The 14,281-nt window shown below is 46.3% G+C and carries 16 protein-coding genes; 5 read left to right on the plus strand and 11 right to left on the minus strand.

Translation table 11 applies throughout. The features are described 5' to 3' along the window. Positions 1–4: 4 nt before the first annotated feature. From fumC to MHZ92_RS03320, 5 genes are all read right to left on the minus strand, one after another. Positions 5–1,387 carry a class II fumarate hydratase gene (gene fumC / locus MHZ92_RS03300; protein WP_239430127.1) on the minus strand — a complete coding sequence of 461 codons (1,383 nt, stop codon included), beginning with the start codon at positions 1,385–1,387 and terminating at the stop codon, positions 5–7. Positions 1,388–1,493: 106 nt separating this feature from the next. After that, on the minus strand, positions 1,494–2,387 hold the full coding sequence (locus tag MHZ92_RS03305; RefSeq protein ID WP_239430128.1) for a GNAT family N-acetyltransferase: 894 nt from the start codon (positions 2,385–2,387) through the stop codon (positions 1,494–1,496). 28 nt (positions 2,388–2,415) lie between these two features. Further along, positions 2,416–3,345, minus strand: a complete 930-nt coding sequence (locus MHZ92_RS03310) for an HD-GYP domain-containing protein (RefSeq protein WP_239430129.1) — start codon at positions 3,343–3,345, stop codon at positions 2,416–2,418. 221 nt (positions 3,346–3,566) lie between these two features. Next, entirely contained in the window at positions 3,567–5,108 is a 1,542-nt protein-coding gene (locus tag MHZ92_RS03315) for a flotillin family protein (protein ID WP_255723346.1), read from the minus strand. Between the two features lie 38 nt (positions 5,109–5,146). Then, complete coding sequence (locus tag MHZ92_RS03320; RefSeq protein ID WP_239430130.1) at positions 5,147–5,680, minus strand: hypothetical protein; 534 nt, start codon at positions 5,678–5,680, stop codon at positions 5,147–5,149. Between the two features lie 206 nt (positions 5,681–5,886). Between MHZ92_RS03320 and MHZ92_RS03325 the strand changes: the two genes are divergently transcribed. The 3 genes from MHZ92_RS03325 to MHZ92_RS03335 all read left to right on the plus strand — a co-directional run bounded on the left by MHZ92_RS03325 (position 5,887) and on the right by MHZ92_RS03335 (position 7,951). After that, the gene (locus MHZ92_RS03325) at positions 5,887–6,507 is read left to right on the plus strand and encodes a DUF47 domain-containing protein (protein ID WP_239430131.1); all 621 of its coding nucleotides are present in this window, start codon (positions 5,887–5,889) and stop codon (positions 6,505–6,507) included. Positions 6,508–6,520: 13 nt separating this feature from the next. Beyond that, positions 6,521–7,519, plus strand: a complete 999-nt coding sequence (locus tag MHZ92_RS03330; protein ID WP_239430132.1) for an inorganic phosphate transporter — start codon at positions 6,521–6,523, stop codon at positions 7,517–7,519. A 231-nt stretch (positions 7,520–7,750) separates the two neighbouring features. Further along, positions 7,751–7,951: a cold-shock protein gene (locus MHZ92_RS03335; protein ID WP_025783780.1), complete on the plus strand. Its 201-nt coding sequence runs from the start codon at positions 7,751–7,753 to the stop codon at positions 7,949–7,951. Between the two features lie 64 nt (positions 7,952–8,015). Here the strand turns inward: MHZ92_RS03335 and MHZ92_RS03340 are convergent, their stop codons facing one another. Beyond that, entirely contained in the window at positions 8,016–8,279 is a 264-nt protein-coding gene (locus MHZ92_RS03340; protein ID WP_239430133.1) for a hypothetical protein, read from the minus strand. Positions 8,280–8,340: 61 nt separating this feature from the next. Here MHZ92_RS03340 and MHZ92_RS03345 point away from each other — a divergent pair, with 61 nt between their 5' ends. Next, positions 8,341–10,470: an MMPL family transporter gene (locus MHZ92_RS03345; RefSeq protein ID WP_239430134.1), complete on the plus strand. Its 2,130-nt coding sequence runs from the start codon at positions 8,341–8,343 to the stop codon at positions 10,468–10,470. Positions 10,471–10,535: 65 nt separating this feature from the next. On the opposite strand, the gene MHZ92_RS21335 is transcribed toward MHZ92_RS03345, so the two are convergent. The 5 genes from MHZ92_RS21335 to MHZ92_RS03365 form a co-directional block, all read right to left on the minus strand. After that, positions 10,536–10,667, minus strand: coding sequence for a hypothetical protein (locus MHZ92_RS21335; protein WP_255723347.1), 132 nt, complete (start codon positions 10,665–10,667; stop codon positions 10,536–10,538). Beyond that, complete coding sequence (locus MHZ92_RS03350; RefSeq protein WP_239430135.1) at positions 10,664–11,140, minus strand: hypothetical protein; 477 nt, start codon at positions 11,138–11,140, stop codon at positions 10,664–10,666. The genes MHZ92_RS21335 and MHZ92_RS03350 overlap by 4 nt, the downstream gene beginning before the upstream one ends. A 45-nt stretch (positions 11,141–11,185) precedes the next feature. Then, entirely contained in the window at positions 11,186–11,836 is a 651-nt protein-coding gene (locus MHZ92_RS03355) for a pentapeptide repeat-containing protein (protein ID WP_239430136.1), read from the minus strand. 158 nt (positions 11,837–11,994) lie between these two features. After that, entirely contained in the window at positions 11,995–12,135 is a 141-nt protein-coding gene (locus tag MHZ92_RS03360) for a hypothetical protein (RefSeq protein WP_239430137.1), read from the minus strand. Continuing rightward, positions 12,122–12,985 (minus strand): methyltransferase domain-containing protein, encoded by an 864-nt coding sequence (locus MHZ92_RS03365; RefSeq protein ID WP_239430138.1) that lies wholly within the window; start codon positions 12,983–12,985, stop codon positions 12,122–12,124. Before MHZ92_RS03365 ends, MHZ92_RS03360 begins: the two co-directional genes overlap by 14 nt. Positions 12,986–13,113: 128 nt before the next feature. On the opposite strand from MHZ92_RS03365, the gene MHZ92_RS03370 reads away from it, so the two are divergent. After that, on the plus strand, positions 13,114–14,244 hold the full coding sequence (locus MHZ92_RS03370) for a CAP domain-containing protein (RefSeq protein WP_239430139.1): 1,131 nt from the start codon (positions 13,114–13,116) through the stop codon (positions 14,242–14,244). The last annotated feature ends 37 nt before the right edge of the window (positions 14,245–14,281 follow it).

Consider the following 14,281-nt stretch of genomic DNA (forward strand, 5'->3'; position numbering starts at 1 on the left):
TCCATTACCGTCCGATCATTTTTGAAGGATCAACGTATTCATCGAATTGCTCTTCCGTCAATAGTCCCGTTTTGAGTGCTGCTTCCTTCAACGTCGTACCTTCTTTATGTGCCGTTTTCGCGATTTTCGCCGCATTTTCATAGCCGATATGCGGGTTCAAAGCTGTTACGAGCATTAATGAATTTTTCACTTTGCTGTCGATTTCTTCACGGTTCGGTTCAATTCCAACTGCACAGTTTTCATTGAAGCTACGCATGCCGTCTGCAAGCAACTTCGCAGATTGCAAGAAGTTGTAAATAATGACCGGCTTGAAAACGTTCAATTCAAAGTTTCCTTGGCTGGCCGAAAAACCGATTGCCGCGTCATTGCCCATCACTTGCGCAACGACCATTGTGAGTGCTTCACTTTGTGTCGGGTTCACTTTACCTGGCATGATGGAGCTGCCTGGTTCATTTTCAGGAATTGTAATTTCGCCGATCCCTGAACGCGGGCCGCTTGCTAGCCATCTTACATCGTTCGCGATTTTCATCAAATCCGCAGCTAGCGCTTTCATTGCACCATGCGTGTAGACGACTTCGTCATAGCTAGTGAGGGCATGGAATTTATTTTCAGCGGATGTGAATTCGATGCCGACCGATTTCGAAATTTCTTCAGCGACTTTCTCTCCGAACCCTTTCGGTGCATTAAGCCCTGTACCGACCGCAGTTCCACCGATGGCAAGTTCCTTCATCGATTGGACGCTGTCATTCAGCATTTTTTCCGTTTTCTCAAGCATGCGATGCCAACCGCTAATTTCCTGGCCTAATGTAAGCGGCGTCGCGTCTTGTAAATGCGTACGTCCGATTTTGATAATATCCATGAATTCTTCAGCTTTTTTGCCAAGCGTAGCTTTTAGTTCTTGTAGAGCAGGCAGCAATTCACGCTCAACTGCAATGACGCCTGAAACGTGCAATGCTGTCGGGAATGTGTCGTTGGAGCTTTGGGATTTGTTTACATCATCGTTCGGGTGAAGGCGTTCTTCCTCGCCCCATTCTTCTAACAGCTGATTGCCGCGGTTTGCGAGTACTTCGTTCATGTTCATATTCGATTGCGTACCACTACCCGTTTGCCAAACGACGAGTGGAAAATGGTCGTCCCACTTACCTTCGATTACTTCTTCCGCAGCTGCGACAATTGCTTTCATTTTCGTGTCAGATAGATTGCCAAAAGAGTTGCTCGCAATCGCTGCTGATTTTTTTAAATGGGCAAACGCACGGATGACGCCGAGTGGAATCCGTTCTCCGCCGATTTTAAAGTTCTGCTTGCTTCGCTGCGTTTGCGCTCCCCATAACTTATCCGCTGGTACTTTGATTTCTCCAAATGTGTCATGCTCGATACGATACTCCATCTTTCTTGCCCCTTTCAATAGATAATTCAAACTCTTCTTCTATCATGCACCTTTTTCGGAATGAAAGAAAATAAAAAGACCCAGAATCCCGAGTCTTGTTCGATAGTTATAGAATCAAATGATAGCAAACGAGCGATTCTTCCTTTTTAAATCCTTCTTTCGTATAAAGATGAACCGCTCGTTCGTTATCCGCATTGGCGCTCAATACCGCTTTTGGCAGTCCAATATTTTTTCCAAACTGAAGAGCTTTTCTAACTAACTGACGTCCTAATCCTTTTCCTTGATATTCAGGGATGAGAGCAATGGGACCTATGTTGATGACTGCTTCTTCATTATGGGAATCACGAATTGAGCGGACGATTCCAACCGGCTTTTCCCGATGATAGAGAAGGAAAATTCCACCTTCTATATAATCCTCATCATTCCCCATTTTCTTGACTTCTTCAATTGTCATGGGAGTCTCTGATCCTTTCAGTGTTGCAAAACCAGCATTACGTACATAAAGATAATCTTCCTCATCTTGATTGAATTCGAATGTTTTAAATGAATAGTCTTCCGGTAAGCTTGGCTGTTCGGCTTCCACCGCTTCTCTTGTAAGAAAATAGGCGTAACGCTCAATTGTAAACTGCAAGGATTGAAAGATCTCCCGGACAGCAAGATTGTTCTCTTGAATAAAAAGAAAGACTTCGTTGATATCCGCTGTATGGGGCTTTATCTTCTGCAACATCAACTCATAAATGTCCCGGTCTGGTTCTGCAGAATGAAAGATCCGAAAGCGCCCCTTTTTTCCTCTTCTGTAATATGAATCCTTGACGAGAGAAACCCCAGCAATGATTTCTGAACGGTCATTTAAGACGATATACGTCGGATTATCCTCATCAGGCTGAAAGGTTTTTAGGTCTTCTTCATAAAGATAGGAATCATCTACGTTATTCCTGTATTTTTTGCAGAACTCTATAAAGTCCGAATACCGCTCTTCAGATAAATACTCGATATTCACAAATTGCCCTCCTGTAAACTAAAAAATGCTAGATGGCTTGCTTTTTCCCTTCGGTAATCACTTTTATAAAATGTTCCACAACTTTCGGGTGAAATTGTGTCCCTTTGCCCCTTTTCAGTTCCGCGATGGCTTCTTCGATCGATATGGCCTCTTTATACACCCGTTCCGTTGTCATGGCGTCAAAGGCGTCGACGACGGAGACGATGGAGGCTTCCAGCGAAATCTCATCCCCCTTTAGACCTCGGGGGTAGCCTGTCCCATCATACCGTTCATGATGCTGTTCGACGATAAATGCAGCGTCTTTTAGCCATTGCACGGGATGTGCGCGCATAATGTTGGCGCCGATCGAGGAATGCGACTTCATAATGTCCCATTCTTCGCGCGTGAGCTTTCCGGGTTTATTCAAAATCTCGAGGGGAATTGAAAGCTTGCCGATGTCATGGAAATAGGAGCCCCACCGCAATAATTTCAGCTTGCATTTCGGTTGGTCCATCCGTTTCCACACTTCAATCGCATATTGCCTGATCCGGTCGCAATGGTGATACGTATAGCCGTCCACGTGGGCGACTGCATCCATTTCGTACTGCAGTAATTGGGTTTCGTAAAATAAATGTTCATAGAAATCAGCATCCATCTTCATAAGGATTTCGGCGTTCGTTGTTCCGTAAAATGTAATGACTTTGTCATACTGGGATGCGTCGATCGTTTCCCCGATCTCCATTATTCTGTATTCGCCGTTGTGTTCAATTTCGGCTACGCCGTCTAATAATGTGTATGTCTCCACAATCGTGTTTTCTGGGTTGTATTGGGCGCAGAACGAACCCCCTTCATTCAATGAAAAGAGGGCTTCCGCAACGTTATTCCAACGCCCCATGAGCGTAATCGGTCCGGACGTCATCCGTAAAACGGGGTATCGGCTTTCCGTTAGTTGCTTCGTATCGCTTCGAGTTGGTCCCATCTTTATCCTCCATAACACATTTCGACTTGTTTCAGCCTATTTCTATTATTATAGCGAACAACGGCGGGAACCGCTATGATTCTTTTTGAATAGATTGAATATACTTTCTTCAATTTGAGTAATAGGCATAATGTAATGGCCCGTTTAGGCGGTTGCAGGCGAGTTCAGGCGGTCGGCATAAAAAACACCCAAACCGCATGAGCGATTTGGGTGCCTATTATTTATTCTTCGTCAACGGGTTTCGGTTTGACCGGTGTTGGCTTTGTTGAACGAAGCTCTTCCGCCAAATTGTCGAGGCTTGGGCGCAAGTTGTTCTTTCCGACGTAGCTTTCCATCATTTCCTTAACGTCGATGCCTGACGATGCTTTCAAGGACTCTTGCAACGTAGACATGAGGTTCGTTGCGTATGATGTCACTTTATTAGCACCGCCGCCTTCACCGCCGCCTGTGTCGACGACAGTGATCTTATCGATGTTCGAAAGCGGGCTTGCGACTTGCTTCGCGTATTCAGGGATCATGCGAACGATCATGTCAAGCACAGCTGCTTGGCCGTATTGCTCGAATGCTTCTGCGATTTTGCGTTTCGCTTCCGCTTCCGCAAGACCTTTCAGTCGAATAATTTCTGCTTCCGATTCACCTTGTGCACGCTGTGCGTCAGCTTTTGCCAGACCGTCTAGGCGGATTTTTTCAGCCTCCGCCGCAGCACGTGCTTCAATGCTATACTTTTCCGCTTCCGCTGCCGCCATTTGACGGGATTTCTCAGCAGCTGCGTTTTGCTCGATTGCATAACGATCTGCATCAGCCTTTTTCTTTACTTCAGAATCATATTGCTTCTCACGGCGCAAAATCTCTTTCTCTTCCAACTCGATTTGCTTTTGACGCTCGATGATCTTAACTTGCATTTCCTGCTCTGTAACTTCCTGTTTCGCACGGGCGGACTCGAGCTCATACGCTTGGTCGGCGCGTGCTTTCGCGATATCTTGCTCGCGGCGGTAATCAGCGACTTTCAACTGATTTTCCTTCTCTGCTTCTGCGATTTCAGTCGCACGCTCGATTTCCGCTTTTTGTGCTTCCTTCGATGCTTCAGCGTTTTTGATGCGTGTTTCTTTTTCAGCTTCCGCAGTTGCAATATCTGCATCGCGTTTTACTTGGGCGATGCGCGGCTTACCGAGTGAATCCAAGTAACCGTTTTTATCGCGAACATCTTTAATGGTGAATGAAACGATGATAAGCCCCATTTTAGCGAGATCCTGCGAAGCAACACGTTGCACTTCCTGTGAAAACTTATCACGGTTTTTATAAATCTCTTCAACTGTCATGGATCCGAGAATGGAACGTAAATGCCCTTCCAGCACTTCCTTCGCTTCGTTTTCGCGGTCGGCTTTCGATTTACCTAAAAACTGCTCCGCTGCCGTCGCGATTTCAGAAATCGATCCTCCGATTTTAATGATCGCAGTTCCATCTGCCATAACCGGAACACCTTGTTCCGTATACACTTCAGGCGTCGTCACTTCTAATTTACTTGATAGTAAACTTAGCGGCTCCGATTGTTGGAACACTGGGAAGACGAACGTCCCCCCACCACGGATGATTTTAATCCGGTTGCCCGAATCATCCGTATGTACGTTTTTGCTTCCTAAATAACTTCCCGTGACGATGAGCGCCTCATCTGGCCCGACTGTTTTGTACTTCGAAACGTAGACAAGGATAACAGCAAGCAAAATGAACACGACAATCCCGATAACGATTAACGTTCCTGGCATTTTAATTCCCCCTTAGTAAAATAATTGTTGTGCTTTGATCATTTGAAGCGGAAAGGCTCATATTCCTTCACAATGAACGTTCCTTCCTTCACTTCAATGATCAGTACTTCTTTTCCGTAGTCGATCGCTTGGTTTTCGTATCCAGCAGCCCTTTTCGAAATGATCCCATTCACGTTTTCGATGACGATTTCGCCGAAGCCGTCAATCGGAATCGGTACGATAACTTTACCGACCTGACCCGTCAGCGATTCGTCTGTGTAGGCAAGCGATACTTCCGCGGATTTCAATGGAAGGAGCACGAAGAAATATAGAAGGAAGTCCAATGCGGTCGCGGCTCCAAGCGCAATGATGAAAATCAGCAAATGATTCCAATCTGTCGTCAATTCCAAAATATAACCGACTGCGGATGTAAATGAAATGAACGCTAGAATTACTGCTGGATCCAGTAGCGGACTTGCTTCCCCCACCCCTTCTGCAATGTCACTGAAGAAAATGTACAGCACGGTTGCCAATCCTGCGATGATGAGCACAGTCAAATAGACATTAATAACCGGCATTCCGAACACTTCCATCCTCTCACCTCGCCTTCTCCTACTTTGAATTCTACTATACATACGGTTAACCAGACATAAGGTTTCAATTTTTTTGGAAATAAATATCGGGTCGTCCAAAATTCTCTCTGTCTATGATTTTGCCAAAATCTGTACTTCTTTATTATCTTTTTTGCTATGATAATAGGACTGCTAAAATAGATTCTCGAAACAGAGGGAGGATAATCATGTTCAGTCATCGTAGAACCGATCCATTTTTCGCTGCTCTCTTGGAGATTGCTGAACACGTTCAAGAAGCGATGCATTATACAAATGACTTTAAAGTAACTTCAGTAGCCGATCTAAAGGAAGTGAGCATCAAGCTGAAAGATTACGAGACAGCAGGCGATGATCTAATTCACGATCTAATTTCCAAACTCAACACTTCCTTCATGACGCCGATCGAGCGGGAAGATATTTTGCAATTAGCTATTAATATGGACGATATTCTAGACGGCATCGAACAGTTCGTTGCCTATTTAGAAATGTTTTCGCTTACGAAAATTGATGAGTATATCCAGAAATTCATGGATAATATTGTGAAAAGTTCGGACCAAATCGTTAAAGCGATGGAACTGTTAGCAAGGAAGAAGCTCGTTCAAATGCGAGATCATGCTGTTCTCATTAAGGAATTTGAGCGCATTTGTGATGAAGTCCTACGTACATCAATCAAACAGTTGTTCATTCGTGAGAAGGACCCCATCCGTATCATCCAGTTAAAGAATATTTATGAGCTCCTCGAAGAGATTGCAGACCATTGTCAGGATGTGGCGAACACAATTGAAAGAATTATTATGCGAAACGCGTAAGGGGTAGCTCTTCATGGAGACGATAATAGTACTCACGATAGCGATCGTTGTTTTTGCACTTGCTTTCGATTTCATAAACGGCTTCCACGACACCGCGAACGCCATCGCTACATCGGTGTCGACGCGGGCCTTAAAACCACGTACTGCCGTTTATCTTGCGGCAATTATGAACTTCATCGGGGCATTGTCGTTCACGGGTGTTGCCAAGACGATTTCAAAGGATATCGTCGATCCGTTCTTTTTAGAAAATGGTTCGCTCGTCATTTTGGCCGCTCTTATTGCAGCCATTACTTGGAATTTGGTCACTTGGTATTACGGCATTCCCTCGAGTTCGTCGCATGCGTTGATCGGTTCAATTGCGGGTGCCGCCATTTCTGCGGCGGGGTTCGGCATTTTGAATTACGGTGGATTCCTCAAAATTATGCAAGCGCTTATTCTGTCACCGTTCATCGCCATTGCGGGCGGTTTTCTGATGATGTCGCTGTTCAAGGTTTTATTGAAAAACAGGAATCTGTTCAAGGCGAATAAACGGATTCGGTACTTGCAAATCGGAACGGCGAGCTTACAAGCGTTCACACACGGTACGAACGATGCCCAGAAAGCAATGGGAATTATTACGATGGCGTTGATTGCTGCCGAAATGCAGTCAACCGACGAGATTCAACTTTGGGTCCGGGTTGCTGCTGCGGCGGCGATGGGACTCGGAACATCGATCGGTGGCTATAAAATCATTAAAACGGTCGGAGGAAAAATCATGAAGATCCGTCCCGTCAATGGGGCTGCGGCCGACCTTACTTCCGCAATGATCATCTTCGGGGCAACGCTCATCCACTTGCCGGTCAGTACGACGCATGTCATCTCGTCCGCCATCATGGGTGTAGGATCGGCGCAACGTGTTCGCGGTGTCAAATGGGGAGTTGCCAGAAAAATTGTCCTCACGTGGGTGATCACCTTGCCAATTTCCGCAGCAATCGCTGCCATTACGTACCAAATTTTGAAGTTGTTTTTCTAAGAGAAACGCCTTAGATAAAGGAATATAAGAATTCAGTCGTTCTTTTTAGAAAAGAAACATTTCTTCATGCAATTGAAAAAGATTTTACTTGCATTGCCAAAACAGCTCTGTTATGATAAAGGAGAATTATTTTTGTTCGGCGTGATGGTCACGGTGTAATGCTTGACCGCTTCAAGACTTGAGCAAGGATAGTAACACAATGTGTGCTCAGCACACAAGGAGGAAACAAACATGGAACATGGTAAAGTAAAATGGTTTAACGCAGAAAAAGGTTATGGCTTCATCGAACGTGAAGATGGCGACGATGTATTCGTACACTTCTCCGCTATCCAAGGCGAAGGCTTCAAGACTCTTGAAGAAGGCCAAGACGTGACTTTCGAAATCGAACAAGGTCAACGCGGACTTCAAGCAACAAACGTTGAAAAAAACTAATTTGAATTAACCCATTCAAAACCACTTCCTTCGGGGAGTGGTTTTTTTCATTTTATTGATTGTATTAGCAGAGACGTTCGAGCGCGGAGGCCCGCACTTCGGGCGCGGGAGCCTGCACTTCGGGCGCGGGAGCCTGCATTTCGGGCGCGGGAGCCTGCACTTCGGGCGCGGGAGCCTGCACTTCGGGCGCGTCGGGCGCGGAAGCCTGCACTTCGGGCGCGGAAGCCTGCACTTCGGGCGCGGGAGCATCCCCTTTGAAAGCGGTGCCTTTGGACGCGCGGGCCCTCACTAGCGACGCGATTCCAAATAACAATTTCTTAAAAGACAATCCTACACATCTTCGTTATGATAGAAAGATAGAGAGATCATGTACCGGGGAGGACGAGTGTATGCGCACACTTGCGCGGTTTGTTACGAGAGGCTATAAAACCATTATTATTGCGTGGATTGTCATTTTCATTGCGATGGCCGCTTTCGCCATCCGCCTGCCAGGGTTGCTTGCGGGTGACGGCTTTCGGATGGATGCGGAGCATGAGCAAGTTATGAAAATCGCTTCGGAAACATTCGATTTGCCGGCGGAGACGATGTTCGTCGTTTTTGATAACGTGGCGGATGACACCATCTCTTCGACGCTAGCCAATATTGAGGAACTTGACCTCACTTCTGAAATCGTTTCCCCGCTTGAAAATGAAGAGCAATATACGAAAGACGTATCGTACGCATTGCTTCATTTTGAAGACACTGACAAAGATATGTCGGCGGTCGTGACGGATATTCGGAAAGCGATCGGGGATGAGGAAGGGGTTGTCTTAACCGGACGATCCGCCATTACGAAAGATATTAACAGCGCGAGCCAACGGGATTTGATGAAGGCGGAGGCAATCGGTTTGCCGATCGCCATTGTCGTTCTTCTCCTTGCCTTCGGGACTGTCATGGCTTCCATCGTTCCCTTAATCGTCGGGGTGGCGACCGTCATTTCAGCATTCGGTGTACTGGCATTAGTCGGTGGGCAGATGGACTTATCGATTTTCGTATTGAATATTATCCCGATGCTTGGGCTCGCTTTGAGCATCGACTTTTCCTTGCTGTTCATTAGCCGCTATCGGGAAGAACGATTGAAAAGCGATGTGTTGGAGGCTACGGCGACAACAATCCGGACAGCGGGCCGTTCTGTTATTTTCTCGGCATTTTGTGTGTTCATCGGGCTTGGCGCCATGTTCGTCATTGAAGTGGAGATTTTCCAAAACATTGCGCTTGGCGGCATGATTGTTGTCGGGATGGCAGTGCTTAGTTCAGTTACGCTGCTGCCGTCGGTATTGATTGTACTCGGCGATCGGTTGAATAAAGGCCGTATCCTTAAGGTAAAAGAGAATGGCTCCGACCGTTGGAGACAGTTCGCCAACGCGGTTATTAAACGGCCGATCCGGATTACGATTGGGGCCCTTCTCTTATTAGGCATTGCTGTCATTCCCGTGAAAAATATGGATGTGACAATTCCGCAAATCGATTCTCTGCCTCCGTCATATGACACGCGCGCCTCATATGAATTGATGGATGCCACATTCGGGCTCGGCAACCAATCGACGGTGTACTTGATTGCCGATCGAGACGGCGGTTGGTCCAATACCGAGGGCTTGCACGCTATGAAAGCGTTGGAAGAGGAGTTGTCGGATGATCCGTTAGTTGATAAGCTGACAACGATATTCACCGCGAGCGGTGTCGGGTCGCCAAAAGAGTGGGAGCAAGCGCTACAAGTTCCCGAAATTAAAACGCAGCTGGAACCTTTATTCAAATCACTTGTCAAAGGTAATCAATTAATGATCCCTGTGACGCTTCAGGCGAAAGGTACGTCCGAGGAAGCACAGCAATGGGCGCGGGATTGGTCGGAACAGACGGAGTGGGATCTGCTCGTCGGCGGCGCACCGAAGTTCAATCAAGAAATTTTCGATGAAATTTTTGATAATATCTGGATTGCACTGACGATTATCCTTGTATCGACGTTCATCATCTTAATGATTGCGTTCCGCTCCATTTTGATTCCGTTGAAGGCGATTTTAATGAATGTCGTCGGACTGGCCGCGACGTTCGGGATTCTCGTATACATTTTCCAATACGGTCATTTCGGGCTGCACCCCGGAACGATTGCGCTCATCATCCCGGTGATCGTCTTCAGCCTCGTCTTCGGATTAAGCATGGACTATGAAGTGTTCCTCATTTCGCGGATGCAGGAGGAGTATGCAAATACGATTGATAATGATCATTCGACCGTTGAGGGGCTTGCGACGACAAGTAAAATCATTACATCAGCAGCGTTGATCATGATTGTTTTAACAGGCGCTTTCGCCTTCACCGACGTCATGCCGGTGAAACAGATCGGGGTCGGCATCGCGATTGCGGTCGCCATCGACGCGACAATCATTCGTTTGTTGCTTGTTCCAAGTTTGATGAAATTGTTTGGCAAGTGGAATTGGTGGATGCCTTTTAGGAAAGGTCCTTATAAGGCCGGCAATTGGCATTAATTCATGAACATAAATAAACTGCCTGGACATCGGAATCCCGCTTGTCCAGGCAGTTTTATTTACAATCAATCCACAATTTCCACGTTCGTATTGTTCGGCCGTTCTTTATTGAATTCCGCTATCATAGCGAAGTAGATGGCTGCGACGACTGCAAGGATGAAGACAACAAGCCCGATGACGAGCGTTCTGCCTTTCATTCGGATTCACCCCCACTTTGCTTGAAGTTCTCCTCTTTCAAATAATCAACTGCTTCCCGGTAATCGCCGAAACTTTCTTCTAGATTGTAGCCATGATAAATATTGAAAAAGCCTTCTTCCTCGAGCAATGTCAGCTTCTCGCCTTGCTCATTCACCCACACTTCCTCGATCTCCTCTTCTTCCTCTTCCGCGTCATCGGTCGATAGCGCGCGGATGGCGTCCCGGATTGTTTTAATCAATTCCTCTTCTGTCGCTTCGCGAATGTTGACGAGGCCGCGGTCATCCGTCTCGTAGCCCGGAATCCCTTCCACGTACACAAATCCGTTGCCGTTCGGGTGAAGATGCTGAACAACGACCGTTTTCTCATAAAGACTGTCTTCATAATGATAATTAAGCCGCTTCATCGATACTTCTTTCCGTGTCAGTTCGGGGAACGTCTCAATGATTTGTTGTTTTTGTTCGAATGTAAGCATGTTATGGCCACTCTTTCTGTTTCAAAATGTGTTTCCAGTATACCATCATTCATCCTTCACCGTTAGACCAAGCGCACGTGCAAAACCTAGTGCTTGCTCCTTCGAAACGATGCATCCTGCAATTTTTGGAACTGTTACTTCAATTCGATCAAACGAACTGTTGGACAAATCAACGCCGTCCAAATCGGTTTCCAAGAAATTCGCATTATCGATCTTACACTTTTCAAACCGAGCCTCCTTGAACTGGCATTCGTAATAATCACTATCCATTAAGTTGCAGTTAACGAACTCAATTTCCTTCATCTCGGAAAAATTAAAGTTCGCATAGCGGACGTCACTATCCTTCACAAGCAGATGTCCTAAATTGGAATTAGCGATATCCGCTCCCGTCAGTTTCGAATTAACGATTTCGCATCGGTGAAACGTGGCATTTTCCATTTGGACGTTCGAGAAGTCACATGTTTGGAATAAAACATCGACGAATTCCACACCCCTCCAATCGGCGTTCGCAAATGACATATCCTTGAACACACAATTATCAAAAACAAAGCGTTCCCCATCTGCGCTCGGCATCACGCCACCTTCAAATCGTACCTTTTCAACAAACCGATCTAGGCTCCATATATCAGATGGTCTCAACAATTCATGTTCTGGCGACAGTCGCGGTCTCACACGCTTATCCTTTTTCTCACCCATGCACCCCCTCCTATCGCGTCTTCCATTCGATGAAGATGACGAGCAGTATGACAACTACAAACGCCATCATATAAAACCAATTTGGGATTGCACTAATTCCGCTGAACATCTTACCATCTCCCTTTTCTAGAAAACATACAAGTTCAGGTTATCACCGGTTAGTCGTGTTTATCACCGCTTGTGGACAAGTTATCACCGCCCACATATGCATTATCACCGCTTAGACCCGGATTATCACCGCTCACGATGACATTATCACCGTTCGACCATTTATTCCCACACGCCTTACCGTCGAACACCCACAATTACTCGTAAGTCAATCGTAATCTCCTTCATCCCCGCCGAAAGAACTTCACGGACCCGCTCTTCACTCGCATTCCATGTGAGCGGAGTCATGCGAATCAACGGCTCGAGCAACCCTTCTGGCAATGAAAACGTATACGTCAGTCGTTCCGATTCCACAGCGTCGAACTGTTCGCGGAAACGCTCCAATGGGTCAGCTTCCTCTTTTTGCTGCTTCCCCTCATAGAAAGCATCACGCAATTCCTGCAAATAGCCGCTCTCCGGTACGACCTTCACGATCATGCCGCCTGGTTTTAACAGTCGGTTGAATTCAGCGTAATTGGCTGGTGATAAAATATTGATAATCGCATCGAGCTGCGCATCGGCAAATGGCATGGCAGCAAGGTCCGCCACACTCCAAATGATGCCAGGATAATTTTTCGATGCCGCCGCGATACCTTCCTTCGCCAAGTCGATACCGATGCCGATGCATTCCGTTCCTAGCTGTGAATGAATTGCATGTAAGTGCGTCCCTTCCCCACAACCTGCATCTAATACGACTGAATGTTCTGTTCCAGTCAAATGGTCATTTATACGAGCTATAACATTCTCAAGGACAGGTCCAAAATAGCCGCTATTCATAACTAATGTTCTCGCCTCAAACAACGATTTATCATATTTCGTCGAATGTGCTTGCGGTGCTAAATTGACATATCCGCTCTTCGCCAAGTCAAACGAATGCATGTCCCGGCAGACGAGCCTCGAATGATCAACCATTTCCATCCCCGCAGAACAGATCGGGCATTTGAACAGTTGTCTATTGTTTTCCATGAGCAGTGCACTTTGCATCTTCTTCGTCAATTTCATGTCCGATACTCCGATCCATTATTGTTCTACAAGTATACCGCCTTTCCGCCAAGACTCAAACTACCAATGGTTCTCACTGTATCTATCGCCCCTTTGGCGGGTACAATAGTAGAAAGGAGGCGATTTCCGTGAAGCGGATTTTACTATTTATCATTTTCATAGTGGCAGTTTATCTCGCAAGACCTTTATGGGAAGAGCCCGTTTCGAAATACGTCGACCTTTCTTTCTTAAATCAGGTCGACGAAAAAATTGTAGATGTATTGGACTCGAAGCCGGCCAATTCTGCCATGAGCTCCACACTCGACACTGCTAATCGATTATTTCTATATATTTCTTCAAAAACATCCGAAATGGAGCAAATGATCCCTGACAAAGTGGCGAAGCCCGAATTGGCGAAACCCGACAACAGCGCAATGTCCATCCATAATATCGAGCTCGGCGCAACGAAACAACAAGTGAAAGCAGAGCTTGGCGAGCCGAAAAGCCGTTCATTGAATGAATACGGTTCCGAATGGTTTACGTACCATGAAGACTACCAGAATTTCGTCATGATTTCCTTCGATGAAAAATGGAAAGTCAATGCAATCTACACGAACGACGATCTCATTTCATCGAAGGCGGGCATCCAGTACGGCACACCGAAAGCAGATGTACGCAAGGCCTATGGCGAGCCGCTGAAAGAAATCCGAAAAGGCTTGTACGTCTACATCCTTCAGGAAAATGAAGGGATGGATCTTTTTAAAGTAGGAAGTGCATATATGTATGTGTTTTACGACCTTCATCGGGATGATACCGTAACGGCTGTCAAGCTGATTACGACCGCACTTGAACAGCAGAAATCCGGAATGTACGCAGGCGGAGATGTATCTCTGCGCAATGGGTTCGAACAGCAGCTTTTCGATTTGACGAATGCCGCTCGTGTTCGGCACGGACGCTCGATTTTGCACTGGGATGATGCGATTGCTGAAACAGCCCGCAAGCATAGCCTTGATATGGCGGCGAATGATTATTTTAGCCATGATAATTTACAAGGGCAGTCGCCTTTCGATCGGATGAAGGCGGATCGGATCAAGTTCCGCAGGGCGGGCGAAAACTTGGCATACGGCCAGTCAAGCAGCATTTTCGCGCATGAAGGTCTCATGAATTCAAAAGGGCATCGGGATAATATTTTAATTAAAGATTACAGTCATCTCGGCATCGGCGTCGCCTTTAACGAGAAATCGCAGCCCTATTATACGGAAAACTTCTTCTTACAATGACTCTTTCATGTGTACATCTATCTGTTCCGGGGAAGAC

Origin of the sequence: Sporosarcina sp. ACRSL (assembly GCF_022346605.1) — a bacterium.
In the GTDB taxonomy this organism is placed as follows: Bacteria; Bacillota; Bacilli; order Bacillales_A; family Planococcaceae; genus Sporosarcina.

What these genes read in the sequence shown, in the direction of transcription:
- fumC (WP_239430127.1), bottom strand. Translation starts at nt 1,387, where the DNA reads ATGGAGTATCGTATCGAGCATGACACATTTGGAGAAATCAAAGTACCA.
- MHZ92_RS03310 (WP_239430129.1), bottom strand. Translation starts at nt 3,345, where the DNA reads ATGGGACCAACTCGAAGCGATACGAAGCAACTAACGGAAAGCCGATAC.
- MHZ92_RS03315 (WP_255723346.1), bottom strand. Translation starts at nt 5,108, where the DNA reads ATGCCAGGAACGTTAATCGTTATCGGGATTGTCGTGTTCATTTTGCTT.
- MHZ92_RS03320 (WP_239430130.1), bottom strand. Translation starts at nt 5,680, where the DNA reads ATGGAAGTGTTCGGAATGCCGGTTATTAATGTCTATTTGACTGTGCTC.
- MHZ92_RS03325 (WP_239430131.1), top strand. Translation starts at nt 5,887, where the DNA reads ATGTTCAGTCATCGTAGAACCGATCCATTTTTCGCTGCTCTCTTGGAG.
- MHZ92_RS03330 (WP_239430132.1), top strand. Translation starts at nt 6,521, where the DNA reads ATGGAGACGATAATAGTACTCACGATAGCGATCGTTGTTTTTGCACTT.
- MHZ92_RS03335 (WP_025783780.1), top strand. Translation starts at nt 7,751, where the DNA reads ATGGAACATGGTAAAGTAAAATGGTTTAACGCAGAAAAAGGTTATGGC.
- MHZ92_RS03345 (WP_239430134.1), top strand. Translation starts at nt 8,341, where the DNA reads ATGCGCACACTTGCGCGGTTTGTTACGAGAGGCTATAAAACCATTATT.
- MHZ92_RS21335 (WP_255723347.1), bottom strand. Translation starts at nt 10,667, where the DNA reads ATGAAAGGCAGAACGCTCGTCATCGGGCTTGTTGTCTTCATCCTTGCA.
- MHZ92_RS03350 (WP_239430135.1), bottom strand. Translation starts at nt 11,140, where the DNA reads ATGCTTACATTCGAACAAAAACAACAAATCATTGAGACGTTCCCCGAA.
- MHZ92_RS03355 (WP_239430136.1), bottom strand. Translation starts at nt 11,836, where the DNA reads ATGGGTGAGAAAAAGGATAAGCGTGTGAGACCGCGACTGTCGCCAGAA.
- MHZ92_RS03365 (WP_239430138.1), bottom strand. Translation starts at nt 12,985, where the DNA reads ATGAAATTGACGAAGAAGATGCAAAGTGCACTGCTCATGGAAAACAAT.